Annotated in this window: 15 protein-coding genes; all 15 read right to left on the reverse strand. The window is 65.5% G+C overall.

Annotated features, from left to right (window positions below):
- Positions 1-68 precede the first annotated feature (68 nt).
- The gene (locus I3J27_RS27855; RefSeq protein WP_270162081.1) at positions 69-1223 is read right to left on the reverse strand and encodes a serine hydrolase domain-containing protein; all 1155 of its coding nucleotides are present in this window, start codon (positions 1221-1223) and stop codon (positions 69-71) included.
- 169 nt (positions 1224-1392) lie between these two features.
- A complete protein-coding gene (locus I3J27_RS27860) occupies positions 1393-2643 on the reverse strand; it encodes a DUF1501 domain-containing protein (RefSeq protein WP_270162082.1) in 1251 nt (416 codons plus the stop codon).
- Between the two features lie 2 nt (positions 2644-2645).
- On the reverse strand, positions 2646-4133 hold the full coding sequence (locus I3J27_RS27865) for a DUF1800 domain-containing protein (RefSeq protein ID WP_270162083.1): 1488 nt from the start codon (positions 4131-4133) through the stop codon (positions 2646-2648).
- A gap of 120 nt (positions 4134-4253) precedes the next feature.
- Positions 4254-6773 (reverse strand): M56 family metallopeptidase, encoded by a 2520-nt coding sequence (locus I3J27_RS27870; protein WP_270162084.1) that lies wholly within the window; start codon positions 6771-6773, stop codon positions 4254-4256.
- A complete protein-coding gene (locus tag I3J27_RS27875) occupies positions 6770-7162 on the reverse strand; it encodes a BlaI/MecI/CopY family transcriptional regulator (RefSeq protein ID WP_092185459.1) in 393 nt (130 codons plus the stop codon). The genes I3J27_RS27870 and I3J27_RS27875 overlap by 4 nt, the downstream gene beginning before the upstream one ends.
- Before the next feature lie 393 nt (positions 7163-7555).
- Positions 7556-9151 (reverse strand): NAD-dependent malic enzyme, encoded by a 1596-nt coding sequence (locus I3J27_RS27880; protein ID WP_270172906.1) that lies wholly within the window; start codon positions 9149-9151, stop codon positions 7556-7558.
- A gap of 340 nt (positions 9152-9491) precedes the next feature.
- Entirely contained in the window at positions 9492-10487 is a 996-nt protein-coding gene (locus I3J27_RS27885; protein ID WP_270162085.1) for a tripartite tricarboxylate transporter substrate-binding protein, read from the reverse strand.
- A 100-nt stretch (positions 10488-10587) separates the two neighbouring features.
- Positions 10588-12921 (reverse strand): mechanosensitive ion channel domain-containing protein, encoded by a 2334-nt coding sequence (locus I3J27_RS27890; RefSeq protein WP_270162086.1) that lies wholly within the window; start codon positions 12919-12921, stop codon positions 10588-10590.
- 815 nt (positions 12922-13736) lie between these two features.
- Positions 13737-14666, reverse strand: a complete 930-nt coding sequence (locus I3J27_RS27895; RefSeq protein WP_270162087.1) for a polyphosphate kinase 2 family protein — start codon at positions 14664-14666, stop codon at positions 13737-13739.
- Positions 14626-15645, reverse strand: a complete 1020-nt coding sequence (locus I3J27_RS27900; protein ID WP_270162088.1) for a branched-chain amino acid ABC transporter permease — start codon at positions 15643-15645, stop codon at positions 14626-14628. Before I3J27_RS27900 ends, I3J27_RS27895 begins: the two co-directional genes overlap by 41 nt.
- Positions 15642-16523, reverse strand: a complete 882-nt coding sequence (locus I3J27_RS27905) for a branched-chain amino acid ABC transporter permease (RefSeq protein ID WP_270162089.1) — start codon at positions 16521-16523, stop codon at positions 15642-15644. The genes I3J27_RS27900 and I3J27_RS27905 overlap by 4 nt, the downstream gene beginning before the upstream one ends.
- 13 nt (positions 16524-16536) lie before the next feature.
- Positions 16537-17241: an ABC transporter ATP-binding protein gene (locus I3J27_RS27910; protein ID WP_270162090.1), complete on the reverse strand. Its 705-nt coding sequence runs from the start codon at positions 17239-17241 to the stop codon at positions 16537-16539.
- A gap of 5 nt (positions 17242-17246) precedes the next feature.
- The gene (locus tag I3J27_RS27915) at positions 17247-18014 is read right to left on the reverse strand and encodes an ABC transporter ATP-binding protein (protein WP_270162091.1); all 768 of its coding nucleotides are present in this window, start codon (positions 18012-18014) and stop codon (positions 17247-17249) included.
- A gap of 15 nt (positions 18015-18029) precedes the next feature.
- Positions 18030-19340 carry an ABC transporter substrate-binding protein gene (locus I3J27_RS27920; protein ID WP_270162092.1) on the reverse strand — a complete coding sequence of 437 codons (1311 nt, stop codon included), beginning with the start codon at positions 19338-19340 and terminating at the stop codon, positions 18030-18032.
- 94 nt (positions 19341-19434) lie between these two features.
- Positions 19435-20139, reverse strand: a complete 705-nt coding sequence (locus I3J27_RS27925) for an NUDIX hydrolase (protein WP_270162093.1) — start codon at positions 20137-20139, stop codon at positions 19435-19437.
- Positions 20140-20163: the final 24 nt, after the last annotated feature.

A 20163-nucleotide genomic window follows, 5' to 3' on the forward strand; every position in this document is an offset into this window, starting at 1 on the left:
CGCGCCGGCTGTGACGATTCCATCACAGTGCCGTGTCCTGAATCGGGACAGAGACAGGCAGCTCCAGCTCAGGCCGGAGGCGGGATCGCGCGCAACACGTCCCTGAAGACGCCGTATTGCAATCGAAAGGCTTGCCGGCTGTAGTCCTGATAGTAACCCGCGGTCACCGCGACGACGAGATCGAGCTCCGGGACGATGCGGATCGACTGCCCGCCCCGACCCAACGCACCGATCCAGTTGATCTTCCGGTCATTGAGCCGTGCCTGGCCGCGCCACCACAGATATCCGTAGGATCGATCGTCCGTCGCCGTGATCTTCTCTGCCGTCGAAGCGTCGATCCATGCCTTGGAAACGATCTGGCGGTCGTTCCAGCGGCCGCTCGCAAGTACCAGCTGGCCGATCTTGGCCATGTCGCGCGGCCGCAAGCGCAATCCGCCTCCGGCATCGGTATCCCCCCTGTACCGACCCCACGCCGTGCTGACGATGCCCAGAGGCTCGAACAAATTCTCGCGCGCGAATTCATCGAGGGGGCGTCCGGTCGCCTTGCGGATGATGGCCGACACCAGCGTGAGCGCGCCGGTGTTGTAGAAGAACTCCTGCCCCGCCGCGGCGGTCACGGGAAGACCGAGAACGTAACGGCACGGATCCGATGCCATATGCATGCGCGTCTCGTCGTTGTCGTCGTCTCCCGTTGCGGGCGTCGCTTCGACCCACTTCAGGCCCATCGACATGGTGAGCACGTGCGCCAGTCGGATGCGGTCCTTTTCGGGGGAGCGCAGATCGGACAGCTCGGGGAAGAAGCTGAAGATCGGCTCATCGACGCTGCGTATCAGCCCGCGATCGATCGCGATCCCGACGGCGAGTGACGTAACGCTCTTCGACACCGATTTCATGTTGTGCAGCGTATCGGCATCGAAGGCGACGGTTTCCACCCGGCGGCCGTAAATGTAGCCGGGCACCTCGTCAGCTCCCTTGAAGTAGCGTTCGAACGCCAGCTGGCCATCGCGGGCCACCAGCACGGCATGAACATTGGCATCGCTCGCGGCCAGCCGGTCGGCCATCCCGCACAGCGCCCCGCGATCGACGAGACCGTCGCCATCGATCGACCCGCCCGGCCAGCCGTCGCCCCGCGCCAGCGGAACACCGCAGCCATCGGCCGCCTTCGCGGAGAGCGGCGCCAGTGCGGCGCCGCCGAGAAGTGACATGAACTGGCGCCGCCTCATGCAAGCTTCATCCCTGTTGCGGCGCGGAGCAAACTTCAGCGCCGGCGGAGCCGGGCTGCGCGTTCTCCCGGAGGATGCGCGCGAATTCACGCCAATAGAGCCTTCGCCAGCTCGTCTTCAAGCTGACGAGAAAATCGAGCTCTTTTTGCGTCAGCGTGCACATCGCGCTTCAGGCCAGGAGGCCCCCCATCGGCTTGACGTCGGCGCTGCCGGGGAAGACCGTTTCTGCGAGCACCTTCTCCTCGACGCGCAGATGATCCCGCAGCAGGCCCTTCAGCACGGCGCGCAGATCGGTCGTCGGCTTGAGGTCGCGGTCCTCGAACAGCTGCGCCGGCTTCAGTCCCGGCCAGTCCGCGATCACGCGACCGCCGGCGAGGCCGCCGCCGACGAGGAAGGCGACCGTGCCGGTGCCGTGATCCGTTCCCTGCGTGCCGTTGATGCGCGCGGTGCGTCCGAACTCGGTGACGACGGCAACGACCGTCTCCCGCCACGCCTCGCCCATGTTGCTCTCGATCGCGGCGAAGGCGCCGTCGAGCGCACCGAGCAGATTGTAGAGCTGGCCTGACGCTGCGCCTTCGGCGATGTGCGTGTCCCAGCCGACGAAACCCATCGCACCGACGCGGGGGCCGTCGGGCTTGGCGAGATAGCGCGCGGCGGTGCCGGCGGCCTCGGCGAAATAGGCGCGCACGCGCGCGATGCCGGGCGGCGCCAGCGTCGGATCATCGGACATCGGATCGCCCGTGCCAGGTGCGCCGCCGAGCGAGGCGAGCTTCATGCGCGCCTGGAGCACGGTCGCAAGCTTGGGATCGGTGTGCTGGTAGAGATCGAGCAGGCGATTCTGCGTGTCCTCGCTCGCCGGCAACAATTTCTGCGGCACCCATGTCATGACAGGCGCCGAGCCCCGCACCACCAGCGGCGTCACCGAGCCGATGCCGAGCGCGCGGCTGCCGCGCGGATCGACGCGTCCGCCCGATTCCATCGCGAGCAGCGCGCGGTTGAGCCAGCCCGAAGCCGTCATACCGGGCTTGACGAGCCCGCTCTCGAGCACGTCCTGACCGTCGAAATGCGAGCGCTCGCGATAGGGCGTCGCGGTGGCATGGACGATCGCGGCCTTGCCGCTCTTGTAGAGCCGGTGCAGGTTCGGCATCGCCGGATTGAGCGCGAAGAAGGCATCGAGCGGCAGCGCCGGCGGCTTGCCGTCCAGCAGCAGCGCGCGATCGCCGCGCAAGGAGACCCAATCGGGATCGCCGACCGGCGCGACCGCGCCGAGGCCGTCGAGCGCGCCGCGCAGGACGATGACGAGCAGGCGCGGATCGCGCCCTTCGGCCCGCGCGATCCGCGGCATCTGGCTCCATGCGAACAGCGCACCGGAGCCGACCAGAAGCTCGCGCCGCGTGGGCAAATGATCGACGACGCCCATGCTCACCTCCTCTGAAAATCCGCCGACATGAACAGCAGCGCCAGCGCCTGCTGGCGGCTCTCGGCCCGGCCGACCGCCTGCTTCACCTCGGGCGCGATCTGCGATGCAAAGACGTCCTCGATGATGGCTTGCGGATCGGCCATGCTGGTGATGCGCTCGGCAAAATTGTTGGCGATGTCGAGCCGGCGGCCGACGCCGTCGATCCAGCTCGCCTCGTCGTCGGGATAGCCCTTGGGCGCGGACGGACGCCACAGCGCCTCGCCGAGCAGCGCCTGGCCGCCAGTGAAGCGTTCGGGATCGACGGTCGTGATCCCTGTCGCGCGCACCATGCCGACGCCCCATTCGCTGGGCCGCTTGAGCTTTGACGGCGGCCCGCGCCAGGCATCGTCCGACGACACCATCGCGATCGCGACCTGCTTGAGATCGCCTTCGGTGTCGCGAAAAGTCTTCGCCATCTGCTCGACCAGCGGCGGCGGCGGCTCGTCGGCGACGAAATGGCGCGCGAGCTTGGTCGCGATGTGGGTCGCGGTCGCCGGATGTGCGGCGAGGTCGCGCAGCACGGCGCGGCCCTGCTCGACGTCGTCCTGCTCATAACGCTTGCCGAGCACGGTCTGCCCGCCGGGCTCATGCAGCCGCGGATTGAAGGTGAACTCGCCGCCGTGCTGGGGATCGGCGCCCGGCGGCACCAGCGTCCAGCCGGTCATGACGTTGGCAAAGCTGATCACGTCGTCCTGGGTGTAGCCGGTGCGCACACCGAGCGTGTGCAGCTCCATGATCTCGCGCGCAATGTTCTCGTTGAGGCCGCGGTTGCGGTTGATGCCCGCCGTCGAGTTCGCGCCCATCGACTCCAGATTGTCGAGATAGAACAGCATCGCCGGATGGCCCTCGGCGGCCAGCAGGAGATCGACGAAGCGGCCGAGCGCGTGAGCGCGAACCGCCTCGCGCTCATAGGCGCCGGACATGCTCTGGATCCGGTTGGCCGAGACGCAGAAATGGTTGGACCAGAACCACACCAGCCGCTCGGCAAAGCCGATATCGACACCGAGCGCGGCTTCAGTGCGCAGCTTGGCCTCCTGCAAATAGATCGGACGGCCGGGATCGGGGATGGCGTCGGCCGCCTGCTTCGCCGCCATCTCGGCAGCGTCCTTCTGTTGGGCAGCGTCCTTCTCTTGGGCATAGCCCTGCGCTTGCCCCTCGGGCTGCGCCTGGGCCTGGCCCTGGTCGCCCGCAGCAGCCATCTGCTGCTTCTTGGCCTGCTGCTGCGCCTGCTTGGCGCGCGCGGTTCGCCGCGCATTGGCATCGGCCACAGTGCGATAGGCCTTCGCGCTGGTGGGAAGGCTGGATGTGGCACTCAGCGCGAGCGGACGATCGAGCTCGGCGATCAGCGCGCCGCGCGGGTCGGTCCCGATAGCCGCAATCGATCCCGGCCGCGGCCCCATCCCGAAGCGATGCAGCGCCAGCACGGAATCGGCCTTTGCAGAATTGCTCATGGCGAACGCCCAATTCTATCGCGCCTGCGGACAGCGTGTGCGAGGCTACAAACCGTAATGCTACACATCGTAGCATTCGCGACAGCGGTCCGCAAGCGGAGATTGAGGGCCCCGAAGCCGCTAGAAATTCGGCCCGAGCGCGATCTTCGTGATCGTGCCGTTCCTGACGCCAATGCGCCATTCCGCGGAGCCGTTGGCGAACTGCGCGACATAGATATCGCTGTCGAGCGCGGTGACGCCGCGGAACGAGACCGCACGCAGCGCGCCGAGCTTCGCCAGGATCGCCTGGTCGAACGGAAGCTGCTGCCGCGTGATGTCGGCAACCTCCGACGTCATGTGCTCGTAGTCCGGCTGGCCCTTGCCGACGCCTTCGATGTAGCGGCGCAGCATCTCCTCGCCATTGGCAATCGGAACGGCGCGGCGCGCGGCGCGCCCCGGCTTTGCGCCGAGGTTCGAGGCTTCCATATTGTGGAAGCGCGTCTGCCGGCCCGGCATCAATATCTCCAGGCAGCGTCCGGACTTGTCGGCAATCACCCAGGGATTGTTCACGGTGGTCGTCGAGGCCCAGGTCGCATTGGGCCTGACGACGCTCTGGGACTTGCGATGGCCGTCGGCGTCGAGATTGAAGACCTGGATGTCGTCGCCCATCTCGTTATAGACCATGATCCGGATCGGCGAGGTACCGGCGCGGCCGCGCACGCTCGCCTCCTCCGCGCAAGGCACGATACCGCCGAGCTCGTCATTGCCATCGGCCCGGAACAGGACGTCTCCGACCTTGCCGTCGGGCTCGAGCAGCAGGCGGAATTCCGCCGAGCCGTTCTCGAACTTGGCGCCATAGATGTCGTAGCCGCCGGGGCCGACACCACGGAAGAAGATCGACTCGACCGCGCCGAGCGCCACGAATGTCGCCTGCGTTTCATTGAGCTGGCGGTGGATCTTGGCCGCCAGCGGCGCGCTCATGCGATCGTAGTTCGGCGTGCCCCGGCGCATATCCTCGATCCCACGCAAGATCAGCTCCTTGCCGCCGGTCATCGGGACCTGCTCACGGAAGCGATCCGGCACTTCCGCGACACGGCGCGCGAAATCGGCCTCGATCGCCTGCGCGACTGCCGCGTCGATCCGCGGCGCCAGGCGCGCGCCGAAGACCGCGTTCTGGACCAGAACGCGCGAGACTTTGGCCTGCTCATCGCGCAGGAAGATCAAGAGATTCTCGCCACGGATCGAGAACACGTCGGCACCTTCGGCGAGGAGCGTGGCACGGCCCTGCACGGTTTCCTGCACCTGGAGCCGATCGCCCTCGCGGCGCACGTTGAGCACCCGGTTCGGCGCGATCCTGTACCAGCCGACATACGGGTCGAGCGAGGCAGGATCGGCAGCCGCCACCGGCATCTCGGCGACGCGAACCGCACGCACGTCGCGCCCATTCATGCGCAGCACCAGCTCGGAGGAGCGGCGCTCGGCATCAGCCGAGAACGTGATCTCGCCGGACGAGGACGCATAGGATGCGGTGCCGTCATTGCCGACCGTCAGGCGCAATTTGCGTTGTCCGGTGAACTGGCCATAGACCTCATCGCCCTCGCGGAAGATGGCGAACACCGAGGCCGGCCCCATGGCGTAGAAATTGACGAAGGGGCGGTAATGCTGGGCCGGCACCTCGCCGGTCTCCGCAGCGACGGGTGCGGGATCCGGCGTGCGGTAGGCGATCATGCCGGCGGACACGATCACGGCCGGGACGATCGCGGCCGCGATCCACAGCCGCTTGCGCCAGCCGACCGCGACGGGCATCGCGGCCGCTGCAATGATGCGCTCGACGCGGGCGCGCACGGTCGAGGCCCGCGCCATCGCGAGCTCGACCGAGCGAGGTTTCACGGTGCTGGCAAACTCGAGCAGGATTTCCGCATAGGACAGCCGGTCGTCGATCACTTCGATCGCCTCGGCATCGCTGATGATCTCGGCGAGCTCGGCCAGGCGCGCGAGCTGCCACCACGAGAACGGGCTGAACCAGAACACCGCGCGGTTGAGCGAGGCGAGCAGCAGGACGTAGAAATCGCGATTGGCGACATGCGCGCCCTCATGCGCAAGCACCGCGAGGCGCTTCTTCGCATCCCAGCCGGCAAATTGCGGCGGCACCAGAATGGTCGAGCCGAAGGTGACGGGACCACCGACGTCGCGGCTGACGCGCACGTCGGCATCGATCATCTGCGCGCCCTTCATCGGCTTTGCCGCGCGCGCCAGGCGCCAGGTCAGGCAGAGACCGATCGTGAGCCGCAACAGCAGGCAAGCCGTGACGCCGGCATAGACGATGGTGGCGACCAGCCACCAATTGATCGAGAGCCCGCTCTTCGCCGGCGGCGCGACGGCCGCGCCGGGCGCGATCGGCAGCGCCGGCTGCGGCGCCTCCAGCATCGAGATGTCGGCCGGCAGGACATCATCCGGCATGGAGACCGGCAAAGGCAGCCGCGTGATCGTGAGCGTCGGCCAATGCATCACGAACGGCATCGCCAGCGAGGCCAGCAACACGACGACCCACGCCGTCATGTGGACGTGCGGATTGCGCACGCGAAAAACGTTGAGACCGAACCAGACCACGCCTCCCAGCACAAGGGAGCGCAGCGCCGCCTCCGCCAGAGTTGCGATCATTCTTTTTTCACTCCCCTCGCCTTCTTCGCCTTGGCCACCTGGTCGGCCAGCGTGCGCAATTGTTGCTGGTCGAGCATCGCATTGTCCACCATGCCGACGAGAACCTCTTCCATCGAACCGTTGCAGAACCAGTCGACGATGCGCTGCACCGCCTTGGCCGCAACCCGCGAGCGCTCCTCGGCCGCGTGGTAGACATAGGTGCGTCCGTCAACCGTGTGATTAGCATAGCCCTTTTCTTCGAGCCGGCGCAGCACCGTGCGGACCGTCGATTCCTTCAGACGCCGCGACAGCCGCTCCCGCACCACTTCGGCCGTGACAGGACCATGGGCCCAAACCAGTTGCATGACCTCGTGCTCGAGGTCGCCGAGTTCGGGCAAACGATCGTCCATGGTGTCTGACCTTGCGGATTGAGTTTTCTTGTAACGCTACGGATTGTCGCATATACGGCCGCGCGGCACAACGGCGATTCCACCTGAAATGGTGGCGCGGGGCTGACCTAGCGGCGATCTAGAAACGTCTGGGGAGTCGGATGGACCTCCGACCTGATTGGCAGCGTGCCCTGCCCCTCACCCGGATTGCGCCGGACGATGCTTCGCATCGCCGGGGGCAATCCGACCTCTCCCCGCAGAAGAGCGGGGCGAGGTTAAGAAGCGTCCCCGCAAACGATCTGGCTGGTGATCCGGCGCCAGGGACGCACCCTCTCTCACTCCCTCGCCCCGTTCTTACGGGGAGAGGGGTGGGGTGAGGGGCTGCCTCCACACGCCCGGCTCGAATTGTGAATCTCAGTACTGCGGCTCGTACATCTGGGACTGGACCAGCCCCTTCACGTCATTGGGTGCGGGCCCGTCCGCGAGCCCGCGCTGATAGGCGACATCAGCGACGGCGGCGGCGATCCGGGCCGAGACCTCGCGAATACGAGGCAGCGCCGGATAGAGGCTGCCCTGCGCGAGGTCGTCCTTGCCGACGCAATCGGCGAGCGTATGGGCGGCCGCCATGAACATCTCGTCGGTGACGAGGCGCGAACGGGTGGCGATGACACCGAGGCCGACGCCGGGGAAGATGTAGGAGTTGTTGCCCTGGCGCGGCACGAAGGTGCGGCCGTTCAGCTTGACCGGATCATAGGGACTGCCGCAGGCAAACAATGCGCGGCCCCCGGTATAGCGGTAGGCATCCTCCGCCGAGCATTCGGCCTTCGAGGTCGGGTTGGAGAGCGCGAACACGATCGGCTGCTCGTTGAGCTCGGCCATCGTCTTGAGCACCTCGGGCGTGAAGGCGCCACCGACCGCGGCGACGCCGATGATCGCCGTCGGCTTCAGCGTCTTGATCGCGGTGAGGAAGTCGGCGATCGGCGCCTGGTCGGCATGGGCATAGCGGAGCTTGTGGCCGGAGAGGCCGTCACGGCCGCTGACGACGAGGCCGCGGGAATCCACCAGCCAGTTGCGCCGGAGCGCTTCGGCTTCGGAGGCGCCCTCCGCCATCATGGCGGAGACGACGAGATCGGCGATGCCGGTCGCCGCTTCGCCCGCGCCGAGGAACAGGATGCGCTGGTCGCTCAGCTTGCCGCCGTTGACGCGCAGCGCCGAGAACAGGCCCGCGAGCGCCACGGCCGCGGTGCCCTGGATGTCGTCGTTGAAGACACAGGCTTCATCGCGATATTTGTGCAGCAGCTTGAACGCCGAATGATTGGCGAAATCCTCGAACTGGATCAGCACGCCCGGAAACGTCTTTCGCGCGGCCGTCATGAATTCGTCGACGAAGCTGTCATAGGCTTCGCCGGTGAGCCGCCGCTCGCGCAGGCCGAGATAATAGGGATCGTTCAAGAGCTCTTCGTTGTTGGTGCCGACGTCGAGCACGATCGGCAGGCACTGCTCGGGGTGCACGCCGGCACAGGCCGAATAGAGCGAGAGTTTTCCGACCGGAATGCCCATGCCGTTGGCGCCGAGATCGCCGAGGCCCAAAATGCGCTCGCCGTCGGTGACGACGATCAGCTTGGCCGGATAGGGCCAGTTCTTCAGGATCTCGGCGATCTGGCCGCGATCGCGCGAGGAGATGAACATGCCGCGCGGGCGCTGGAAGATCAGGCCGTATTTCTGGCAGGCGAGCCCGACGGTCGGCGTGTAGATGATCGGCTGGATCTCGTCGATATTGTCGACGACGACGCGGAAGAACAGCGCCTCGTTGCGGTCATGCAGCGCATTCAGCGCAACGTATTTTTCCAGATCTGTCGGCAGCGTGCGCAGATTGGTGAGTACGCGCTCGACCTGGGTCTCCATCGTCAGCACGCAGGGCGGCAGCAGGCCGCGCAGGCCGCGCGCCTCGCGCTCCGCCTCCGTGAAGGCGGTGCCCTTGTTGAGCAGGGGATCGCGCAGCAGCGTCATGCCTTGCGCGGTGTTGGATGATGTCGAATGGGCGCTGACCCGAGCAGGTCTATTCACGAATTCCCCCAGGGAGTTTCTTATTGAACGGCTGGCATTGTCGGCCAGCGCTCAATCGAGATCAAGGACGTAGAAAATTCAGGCAAGGATTGTGATCTCGCACCGCAGCGAGAACTGCGAAGGACAAAGGTTAACGGCGCAAACCTCTCTCCCCTCATCCTGAGGAGCCTGCGCAGCAGGCGTCTCGAAGGATGAAGGCCCCGCTCTCGCCCGTAGCCATCCTTCGAGACGCCCGCTTTGCGGGCTCCTCAGGATGAGGAGCGTTGCTTGTGAGATAGCAAGGCTATTCCGGCTTGATGTCGGCGGCTTTCACGATCGGCCACCATTTCTCGGTCTCGGCCTTCTGGAAGGCCGCGAGCGCGGCCGGCGCTTGCTGGTCGGGCGGAGGAATCTCCTGCCCGAGTTCGCCAAAACGCTGTTTGACGGCGGGATCGGCGAGCACGGCGACGATGGCCGCGTTGAGCTTTGTGACGATGTCCTTCGGCGTGTTCTTCGGTGCCCAGATGCCGTGCCAGTAGGAGATATAGAGGCCGGGCAGGCCCGCCTCGTCGACGGTCGGAATGTCGGGCGCGGAGGCGAGCCGCGCCGGCGAGGTCACCGCGAACGCCTTGATCGCACCGTTCTTGTATTGCGGCAGCGAGTTCGAGGCCTGATCGAACATGATGTCGATCTGGCCGGCAACGAGATCGATCATCGCGGGCCCGGCGCCGCGATACGGCACGAACTGAAAATCGGTGCCGGTCTTCTCCTTGAAGAAGACGCCGGCGACATGCGCGCCTGTGCCGGCACCGGCCGTCCCGGCGGTGGCCTTGCCGGGATTGGCTTTCAGCCAGGCGATCATCTCTTTCAGATTATTGGCCTCGAGCGACTTCCGGCCGACGATGAGCTGCGTCCCCATCGCGATCGTCGCGACCGGCTCGAAATCGGCGACCACGTCATAGGGCAGCTTGAGGACCGCGCCGTTGAGCACATGCGTGCCCCAATGGCCGATCGTGATCGTGGTGCCGTCAGGTGTCGCGCGTGCGACGCGGGCGCCGGCGATGCTGCCGGAGGCGCCGGCGACGTTCTCGACCACGACCGTGGTGCGCAGCTCTGCCGCGATCCGCTCGGACAGGATCCGCGCCAGCGTGTCGGTCGGGCCGCCCGCCGCGAACGGCACGATGAGGGTGATGGGGCGCGACGGGAACGGCTGGGCATTGCCCGGTACGCTCCACGCACATCCAATTAGCGCGAGCGCGACAATCACATGACCGCGCAATCCGGCCCACAGCCCCCGCATCAGTCTCTCCCACCCTTTTTACCGCCCGCATGTTGTCAGCGGACTGGGGCCGGAGTGAACGCTGCCGGGCGGGCCGAGGCAAGCTGGAAATTCTGGCAGGCTATCCCGCCGCCCGCCGCGGCGTCAGGTTAGCGGCGCCATCGGCCGGCGGCGCGACCTGCATCAAAATGGTCTGGACCGGGGATGCGACTTCGATGCCGTGCTGCTGGAAGCGCAGCTTCATGCGGCGATTGAATTCGCGCTGGACCGGCCAGCGGCCGGTCTCGGTGCAGCGGATCTGGCCGACGATCGACACCATGGCGCCGTCGACCTTGTCGATGCCCCAGAGCTCGAGGTCGCCGCGAATGGCGGCGCGAAACTCCGGCTCGCGCCGCATCTCGTCGACGATCTCCTTGAGGACCTGGCCGGCACGGTCGGTATCCTCCTTGTAGGCGACATTGACGCTGACGGACGCATTGCCGGCGCCGCGGCTGGCATTGGTGATGGTCGTGACCGCGCTGAAGGGCACGATGTGCACGGCGCCGTCGCCGGCGCGCAGGCGGATGGTGCGGATCGAAACATTCTCCACGACGCCCGTAAGGCCCGAGACGCTGACGGTGTCGCCGACCTGGACCGTGTTCTCCAGCAGCAGAAACAGGCCGGTGATCAGGTCCTGCACCAGCTTCTGCGAGCCGAAGCCGATGGCGATGCCGACGATGCCGGCGCCCGCGAGCAGCGGCGCGACATTGACGCCGATCTCGCTCAGCGCCGTGAGCCCGACCACCGTGGCGATCAGGCAGATCAACGCCGTCCGCAACATCGGCTGGAAGGTGCGCAGGCGCGCGGCGCGGGCGTAATGCCCGTCGCGCGAGAGCGTGTTGATCTGGCGGTCCATGAACGCGTTGCTGGCTTCCCAGATCGCCGCGGCGATGATGACGGCGATGCCGATGGTCGCCACGGCCGAGATCAGCCGGCTGCCGATCTGGCCGCCATAGAACCAGACGATGGCATCGACGCCCCAGACTTCGAGCACGGCGACGAAGCCGACGAAGCCGATCACGCCCGAGACGATCCTGCGCAGCAGCGGCAGGTAGCGGTTGGCGCGGGTCTCGAGCCCGGGAAAGCGCTGGAGGATCTCCGGCTTGATGCGGAAGCCGCGATCGATCAGGCTCAGCGTCACCATGATGGCGACGCGCGTGATCAGCGCCACCACGACGGTGCCGACGAAATATTGCAGCAGCAGCGAATAGCCGTTGCGGATGTTGAGCGCCCACACCGCCCACAGCGCAAGATCGAGCGCGATGGCAAGATAGTGCCAGCCGCCGGCGATGCGATTGCGCAGACGGGCCGCGATCCCCTGCCGTTCGGCTGGGGCGCGGATGGCCTCGGCGACCTGGCGGCGGCATTGCAGGATGATGACGACGACGAAGAGATGCACGACCAGCATGACCATGCGCAGCAGCGCCGCATAGCCGGCGCGGTGCAGGCCGAGCAGCAGCGCCACATTGGCGAAGGCGATGCCTGACACGCCGACACCGACGATACGCCGCGCCCAGATCTCGACATAGGCCGCGGTCTCGGCCCGCACCGGAAACAGGCCGAACGGCCCTGCCAGCGCACGGACCACGCAGATGAGGCCGCGCGAGAACGCATAGGCATTGGCGACCGCGAGGATCACGAGGCGAACGGTGGTGGGTTCGCCGATCTCCGTGCCGAGCAGCGCCGTGGCGACGCCCACAAAGACGAACACGGGAAGCAGCTCGAGGACGAGGCGGCCAAGCACGAAGGGGAGCCGCAGCAACAACTGCCAGACCCGCGCGAGACTGTGACGGCGCTTGTGCAAATCCGGCTCGGGGGTGACATCCGCCACGGATGACGGCGGATCGGCAATGGGCAGCGCCTGCGCCGGCAGGCGCGTGCTCTGCGGCACGCGTCCTTCCAGGAACGCGACCGGACGCCGGATCAGGCGGAAGATGACCCATTCGGCGCAGAAGGCGCAGCCGAACACCAATGCGAGCTTCCACGCGATCTCGATCAGGAGATTATAGGCCGCGGGATCGTTCGCGGTCCGCACGATCCAGTAGTAGAACGCCGGGAAATTCGTCAGCGTCCGCGCGACGCCGGCGATCTCGCTCGAGATCTCGCCGATCTCCTCCGACACCGTGAGCAGGAGCTGCGCGCCGAGACCGTCGGCCGAGAGCGGAATCGGCGACTTCTGCTCAGGCGCGGGCGGCGCCGGCTGTTGCGGACCTGATACATTCGCGATCGCGCGCAACGTGTCGATCATCTGCGCACGCTTCTTGTCGTCCTGGAGCGTCTCCAGCGCACGCCTGGCGTCCTCCGGCGACAGCGCAGCAGCGCTGCTGGCGGCCGGCGGCTCGGCGCGGGCGCTGGAGAAAGACGAGACCGCGAGGAAGAGAGCGGCGAGGAGCGCCGGGACGAGCTTATGCGACACGAGGATTCCCTGAAAAAATGAATGCGCCGGCGGAGTCGGGACCGTTACCGCCGAAGCACTGCGTCATGTCGGATCGTTGTTATTCGCCCGGGCGCTGTGTCGGAAGTTGGCCAACGCGGCGACATTCTCTTGGCATTTGCCGCAGTGCAGGATCGGGAACCGTGGGCGCGGCGCGCGCAAATCCGGTGCGCACAAGGCCCTCTCGCGTCATTCCAGGGATCGGACCTGGAATGACGGTGAGGAGGAGGAGAGAGATGAGATTCGCAGCTTATCCGCGCCGGTGACGCGTCACGGCATCCGACACGATCGGTGCTTGCAAAACGCACAGCGCCGGGCAGGTAGGGGCCATGCCACACTGATGCGGCCCTCTAGACCTGTACCCGGCGTGCCGTTCGCGGTTTCTGCCGCTATGCGATAGTCCGAACGAGCTCCATCGCACTTAACGCGGCTGGATTTGCGGAGGTGGAGTCATAGACCTCCCCTTGCTCATGAGATGGACGTTGCGCGTCGCTTGTTTGCGACCCTTGCGATGGTCCTCCCGTGACATAAGACTGTCAAGCGGGATCAATAGCGCCGGTATCACATTTGAGAACGCGTTCCCTTGCCATCGCGAGGGATAGGCGACGGCGGGGGAGGGAATAAATTCCCTCCCGGGCGATGGTGACATCATGTCCCTGTTTTGCCCGACGAGTCAAAATAATTTCGTAAAATCAGCAGCCATTCGCAACGATCCCCAAGCCATTGATTTCGCTATCCTCGGCTACTGTGCATGGGGTTGTTTTCGCATTTTTTTGTGCGTGGCTACGAGCGCGGACTCACTTCGTGCGCTTCTTGCCTCCCTGTCCCTCTTTCTCCAGCGCCTTGCGCACCTGCTCGAACTCATCCAGCGAGGCCTTGTCGGCGCGCGGGAAGCGCAGATCGAGCTTTTCGAGCGCCGCCACGATCGCCGAGCCGATCACGACGCGGGCGAACCATTTGTGGTCGGCGGGCACGACGAACCACGGCGCATGAGGCGTGGCCGTGTGCCGGACGATGTCCTGATAGACCGCCTGGTAGCGCGGCCACAGCGCGCGCTCCTTGATATCGTCCATGGAGAACTTCCACTGCTTGGCCGGCTCCTCCAGCCGATCGAGGAAGCGCTCGCGCTGCTCGTCCTTGGAGAGGTTCAGGAAGAACTTCAGGACCAGCGTGCCGTTGCGGCAGAGATAGCGCTCCCAGGCGGTGATGTCCTCGAACCGCTCCTTCCAGATGTTCTTGGTGACGAGCTTTGGCGGCAGCTTCTCCTTGGCGAGAATCTCCGGATGCACGCGCGTCACCAGGCATTCCTCGTAATGGGAGCGGTTGAAGATGCCGATATGGCCGCGCTCCGGCAGCGCGATCACGTGGCGCCAGAGGAAATCGTGATCGAGCTCCTTGCTGCTCGGCGCCTTGAAGGCACTGACTTCGCAGCCCTGCGGATTGATGCCCTCGAAGATCGCCTTGATCGCAGAATCCTTGCCGCCGGCGTCCATCGCCTGGAACACGATCAGCACCGACCAGCGGTCCTGGGCATAGAGCTTCTCCTGAAACGCGATCAGCCGCTTCTTGTTCTCGTCGAGAATCTCCTGTGCGGTCTCCTTGTCGAGATCGCCCTTCGCATCGGTCTTGTGGTCCTTGAGATGAAACTTGCCCGATCCATCGTAGCGGAACGGTGTGATGTAGCGGTCAAGTTCCTGGGCGAGCGATCTGGACGGCTTCTTGCTCATGAGCGCGGGGCACCTTGCGTTGCGGCTTCAGTCGGTCGAGCACGCTACCAAGGATACCCTTGGGAAGGAATATGATGAAAAGCACGAGCAGCACGCCGTAGACGAGATTGTCCCAGCCGACCGCCTTGGTGCCGAAGCCGATGCGCAGGGTTTCCGCCAGCAGAATCGTGATCACGGCGCCGAAGGTCGGGCCGAGCGAGACGAACAGGCCGCCGACGATCGCTGCGAACACCATCTGGAGCGACACCGCGATGCCGCTGACGGTGTCGGGCGTGATGAACATCTGATACTGGCAGTAGATCGCGCCCGCGAGCGCGGTCATCACCGCGCTGAGCAGCGTGATCTTCAGCTTCTCCGCGGTGACGTCGACGCCGGCGGCGGCCGCAGCGTCCTCGTCCTCCGAGATCGCCTCCAGCGCATGGCGGGCCATGCTGCGGTCGACCCAGTGCCAGATCACGATGCCGAACAGCCAGACCGCGAGCGCGAGCAGGTACCAGCTCGTCTTGTCGTCGAATTGCAGCGCCAGCAGCTTGTTGCCCGACGCGCGGTTGGGCGTATAGCCGAGCGAGCCGCCGGTATAGTCGCGCGTCGCCGTGATGACCTGGAGCACGATGCCTGACAGCGCCAGCGTCACCAGCACGAAATAGTGCCCGGTGATGCGAAAGCGGAAACAGGGATAGCCGACGATCAGCGCCAGCGCGCCGGCCGCGACCATGCTGATGGGGATGCCGATCCAGGGCGACAGACCCAGATGATTCCAGAGCAGCGCGGTGACATAAGCGCCGATCCCCATGAAGCCGCCATGGCCAAGCGAGACGAGGCCAAACCGCCCCATCATCGACCAGGACGTATAGGCGAACGACCAGATCAGGATCAGCACGAGGATGTGCAGATGATAGGGATCGCGATAGACGAACGGCAGCGCGACCAGCGCCGCCAGTCCGATCCCCCAGGCCGCAAGCCGCCCCTGCCCCGTCATCGGCGCCTCGCAAGCAGGCCCGCGGGCCGGATGAACATCATGACGATGAAGAAGGCGAAGGCGAGCACGTAACCCCATTCGAGGTCGGAGAACAGGCCGCCGAGCGAGATGATCTCGGCGAACACGAAGGCGGCGATGAAGCCGCCGATGAAATTGCCGAGGCCGCCGAGCACACAGATCAGGAAGGTGATCGGCCCGAACGAGAGACCGACGAAGGGATGCACGTCATATTGCAGCACGAGAAGACAGGCGGCGAGCCCCGCCAGCCCGCCGCCGAGGGCGGAGGTGACGAGATAGATCCGCTTGGTGTCGACGCCCATCAGCGCCATGATCTGCCGGTCCTGCGAGATCGCGCGGATCGCGGTGCCGGTGAAGGTCCGCGTCATGAACAGATAGACCGCGACCATGCCGACAAGCGCCGCCAGGAACGAGAGCAGCCGGGCATAGCTGAAATTCATGTCGCCGAAGGCGAGCACCGGCAGGCGGATGCCGAGATTGCGGAAGTCGATGCCGAACGCGACGGTGGCAAAGCTCTGGAGCACGAACAGCACGCCGCCGGTCGCGAGCAGCTGATTGATCGGCGGCGCTGTCAGCAGCGGCGCGATCACGAGGTAGTGCAACGCCGCGCCGAGGGCCCCGACAAGCACGACGGTGAGCGGCGCGGCGATGAAATAACTGATGCCGTAGACCTGCACCATGAAATACATCGCGTACATGCCGATCATCACGAGCTCGGCGTAACAGATCCAGGTCACGTCGATGACACCGAAGATCAAATTGAGCCCGAGCGCGAGCAGCGCCAGCACGCCGCCGAGCAGGATGCCGTTGATCACGGCCTCCAGCAGGTAGATGTCGAAAATGTCCAGAAATGCCTGCATGCCTGCCTGAACCTCACACCCCGAGATACGCTTCCTTGACCGTGTCGCTCGCCAGCATCTCGGCCGAGGTGCCGGACGCCCTGATCGTGCCCGCCTCGATCAGATAGGCGCGATCGACCACTTTCAGCACCTGCTGCACGTTCTGCTCGACGATCAGCACCGTCAGGCCGCGCGCGCGGATCCGCTTCACCAGCTCGAACACCTGCTGCACCACGACCGGCGCCAGCCCCGCGGAGGGCTCGTCGAGCAGCAGCAGTTTTGGATTGGACATCAGCGCGCGGCCGATCGCGCACATCTGCTGCTCGCCGCCGGACATGGTGCCGGCCATCTGGTGGCGGCGTTCCTTGAGGCGCGGAAACAGGTCGAACACGACCTCCAGGCGCTCGGCATAGTGGTTGCGCGCCTCCTTCATGAAGGCGCCCATCTTGAGATTGTCGTCGACCGTGAGCTGCGGAAACAGCCGCCGGTTCTCCGGGACATGCGCGATGCCGAGGCTGACGATCTTGTGCGCCGGCGTCGCCACGACGTCGACACCCTCCATCTTGATCGAGCCGCGCGTGGGCCGGATCAGGCCGGAGATGACGCGCATCAGCGTGGTCTTGCCGGCGCCGTTCGGGCCGATGACGCCGACAGCCTCGCCGGCCTTGACGTCGAGACTGACGTCGAACAGCGCCTGGAACGTGCCGTAGCCGGCATTGACGGAACGAAGCTCCAGCATCGCGACTAGCCTCCCGCGCGGCGGCGCGCTTCGGCGGCCGCGGCCTGCGTGGTCTCGGCATCGGTGCCGAGATAGACCTCGATGACGCGTGGATCGCCCGCGACCGCGCTCGGCAAGCCTTCCGAGATCTTCTCGCCGTGATCGAGCACCATGACGCGGTCGACGACACGCATCAAGACGCCCATGATGTGCTCGACCCAGATGATGGTGATGCCGAGCTCGTCGCGGATGTTGCGCAGCATGTCCGCGGCCTGGTCCATCTCGGTTTCGTCGAGACCGCCGAGGCTCTCATCGGCGAGCAGAAGTTTTGGCGCGGTGGCGAGCGCCTTCGCCAGCTCGAGCTTCTTGAGGCCGGCAGCGCCGAGGCCATCGACGCTGGCGTGACGATCGGTCGGCAGGCCGACCATGGCGAGCGAGCGCTCGGCCGCCTCCTCCGCCTTCGCGCGGCTGTGACGGCCCTGACCGTAGAAGCCGGCGAGCGCGACGTTCTCGAAAATGGTCAGGCGGCGGAACGGCCGCGGGATCTGAAAGGTGCGGCCGATGCCGCTGTTGATGATCCGGTGTGGGGCGAGGCCCGCGATCTCATGCCCGCCGAACAGGATCGAGCCGGATGTCGGCGCCAGCGTGCCCGAGAGCATGTTGAAGATCGTGCTCTTGCCCGAGCCGTTGGGGCCGATCAGGCCGAGGATCTCGCCCTGATCGACTTTGAACGACACGTTGTTGACGGCGGTGAAGCCGCCAAACCGCTTCACCAGCCCGCTGACTTCCAGCACCGAAGCTCTCCGCCGCTACTGGTTGCTGTAGGTGGTGCCCTTCGGCAGCGGCAGCACGGCCTCGCGCTGCGCCTGGCTCTTGGGCCACACCACCGAGGACTTGTCATCGATATACTGGATCACGACCGGGAAGGAGCGCTCGTTCTGTCCCGCCATCGGCGTGCCCTCGCCGTAGAATTTCACGCCGAAACCGAGCATGGTGCCGCCCTCGGGGATGTCGGTGTCGAGCGCGGCTTTGCGCAGGGCATCGGGATCGACGCCGCCATATTTCTTGATCGCGCGCGGCAGCACGTCGGCCATGAACACGTAAGTGTTGGACGCGCCGATGCCGACATGGGCCGAGCGGATGGCGACGCCGGGCCTGATCTTGTCGAACTCCTCGCCGACCATCTTGATCACGGGCGGAAGCTTCGGATCCATGGTTTTCTGGTTGGCGAGCCAGATCGAGATCGGGTCGGCGTTGAAGATGTAGGTGGCGTCGGCCCCCATGCCTTCCTTCAGCTTCTCATAGACGCCGTAGCCCGCGCCATGCCCCATCAGCGCGCCGAACTTCAGACCCTGCTCGCGCGCCTGGCGCAGCAATAGGGTGATGTCCGGATTGTAGCCGGTGTGGAAGATCACGTCGGGCTTGGCGCGCTTCAGTTTCGTGACCAGCGCGGAAAGATCGGGTGCGGTCGCCGAATAGCCTTCCTTCATCACGACGTTGAAGCCCGCCTTCTTGGCGCCGGCCTCGTTGCCCTTGGAGACGTCGACGCCATAGGCGCCATCCTCGTGGATGATGGCGACGCGCAGGTCCTTCGGCTCCTTGTCGAACTTCGCCTTGGCGTTCTGCGCGATGAAATCCATCGTCATCATGCCGAACTGGTCGCCGCTCGCCTGCGGGCGAAAGACGTATTTGTAACCCTTCTCGTTGAACACGGCCGACGAGATGCAGGTCGTCATCCACATGAACTTCTTGAGCTGCTCGACGCGCGCGGCCACCGGCACGCATTGCGCCGAGGAGAAGAAGCCGAGCACCATGTCCACTTTTTCCTGCTCGAGGAGGCGGACGGATTCGTTGATGGCGATGTCGGGCTTGCTCTGCGCGTCGGCGTAGACCGCCTCGATCTTGTAGCCCTCGACGCCAGTCTTGGCGAAATGGTCGAGGATGATCTTTGCGCCGACATAGTTCAGCTCAGAGCCTCCGCCCGCGAGAGGCCCGGTCAAATCGAAAACGACGCCGATCTTGATCTTTTTCTCTTGAGCCTCGGCCGAAGCCACCAAGCCCGTCGCTGATATCGCGACCAACAGCCCACGTACCAAACGGGCAGCCATGCGCAGGCGCATCAAAACCTCCCTGGACGATTGTGCATTGCATTCTTCTTGCTTTTGCTTTTTGCCCATCACATGGGCTGGGCGCAACGATGTCAAGCCTCGCGCGTCAGCGCGATGCGAACTGCTGCTCGACGAAGGCCGTGACAAATCGCGGCATGGACGGCGTGAGATCACTCACCCCGCGCACGAGATGAATGGTCGACAATTCGGGCTCGACCTCCCGTGCGAGATTGGCTTCGATCCGCGCACGGGCCACCTCGCCCGGCACATTCATGTTGAGAACCTGCATCATCGCAATCGACGGGCCGGTGACGACGCAGTGCCAGTCCGGCTCGGCCCGGTAGTCCGCCTCGGTCAGCCCGGTCTCTTCGCCCAGTTCCCGGGCAACACTGCCGGGAATGTCGAGCGCACCGTCCCTGACATCGTCGAGATCGGGCGTGCCCGAGGGGAAATAGATACGGCCCGCATTGGCGGTATGGGCCGCCATCTCGCCCATGACGAAAGCACCGTCGGAGGCGCGCAGCGCGCCCATGCCAAAACCGTTGAACACGGCCTTGTCGGGAAAGCCCCAATCGCGCCAGGCGAGGAAGCTCGCGAAGTCGGTCTCGAAATAGGTCGCAGCGAGATGGCCGTCGGTAAACACGGCATCGCACCCAAGGAGAACGCGGCCGTTCCAGATCTTCGGCCGCTCGCGCTGTTTCTCGGCGAAATGCGCTTCGATCTCGGCGCGGCGCTCCTCCGCGAACGGCCAGACGATGGGCCGCACGGCAAGATCGAGCGTCGTGACGCGATGGATGGTCAGTGACGTCATGACGCCTGACTACAACGCCAAAGC

This window comes from Bradyrhizobium xenonodulans, from assembly GCF_027594865.1.
Classification (GTDB): domain Bacteria; phylum Pseudomonadota; class Alphaproteobacteria; order Rhizobiales; family Xanthobacteraceae; genus Bradyrhizobium; species Bradyrhizobium xenonodulans.

Coding starts and splice junctions, on each gene's coding strand:
- I3J27_RS27855 (WP_270162081.1), bottom strand. CDS start 1,223: ATGAGGCGGCGCCAGTTCATGTCACTTCTCGGCGGCGCCGCACTGGCG.
- I3J27_RS27860 (WP_270162082.1), bottom strand. CDS start 2,643: ATGGGCGTCGTCGATCATTTGCCCACGCGGCGCGAGCTTCTGGTCGGC.
- I3J27_RS27865 (WP_270162083.1), bottom strand. CDS start 4,133: ATGAGCAATTCTGCAAAGGCCGATTCCGTGCTGGCGCTGCATCGCTTC.
- I3J27_RS27870 (WP_270162084.1), bottom strand. CDS start 6,773: ATGATCGCAACTCTGGCGGAGGCGGCGCTGCGCTCCCTTGTGCTGGGA.
- I3J27_RS27875 (WP_092185459.1), bottom strand. CDS start 7,162: ATGGACGATCGTTTGCCCGAACTCGGCGACCTCGAGCACGAGGTCATG.
- I3J27_RS27880 (WP_270172906.1), bottom strand. CDS start 9,151: ATGACGCTGCTGCGCGATCCCCTGCTCAACAAGGGCACCGCCTTCACG.
- I3J27_RS27885 (WP_270162085.1), bottom strand. CDS start 10,487: ATGCGGGGGCTGTGGGCCGGATTGCGCGGTCATGTGATTGTCGCGCTC.
- I3J27_RS27895 (WP_270162087.1), bottom strand. CDS start 14,666: ATGAGCAAGAAGCCGTCCAGATCGCTCGCCCAGGAACTTGACCGCTAC.
- I3J27_RS27900 (WP_270162088.1), bottom strand. CDS start 15,645: ATGACGGGGCAGGGGCGGCTTGCGGCCTGGGGGATCGGACTGGCGGCG.
- I3J27_RS27905 (WP_270162089.1), bottom strand. CDS start 16,523: ATGCAGGCATTTCTGGACATTTTCGACATCTACCTGCTGGAGGCCGTG.
- I3J27_RS27910 (WP_270162090.1), bottom strand. CDS start 17,241: ATGCTGGAGCTTCGTTCCGTCAATGCCGGCTACGGCACGTTCCAGGCG.
- I3J27_RS27920 (WP_270162092.1), bottom strand. CDS start 19,340: ATGCGCCTGCGCATGGCTGCCCGTTTGGTACGTGGGCTGTTGGTCGCG.
- I3J27_RS27925 (WP_270162093.1), bottom strand. CDS start 20,139: ATGACGTCACTGACCATCCATCGCGTCACGACGCTCGATCTTGCCGTG.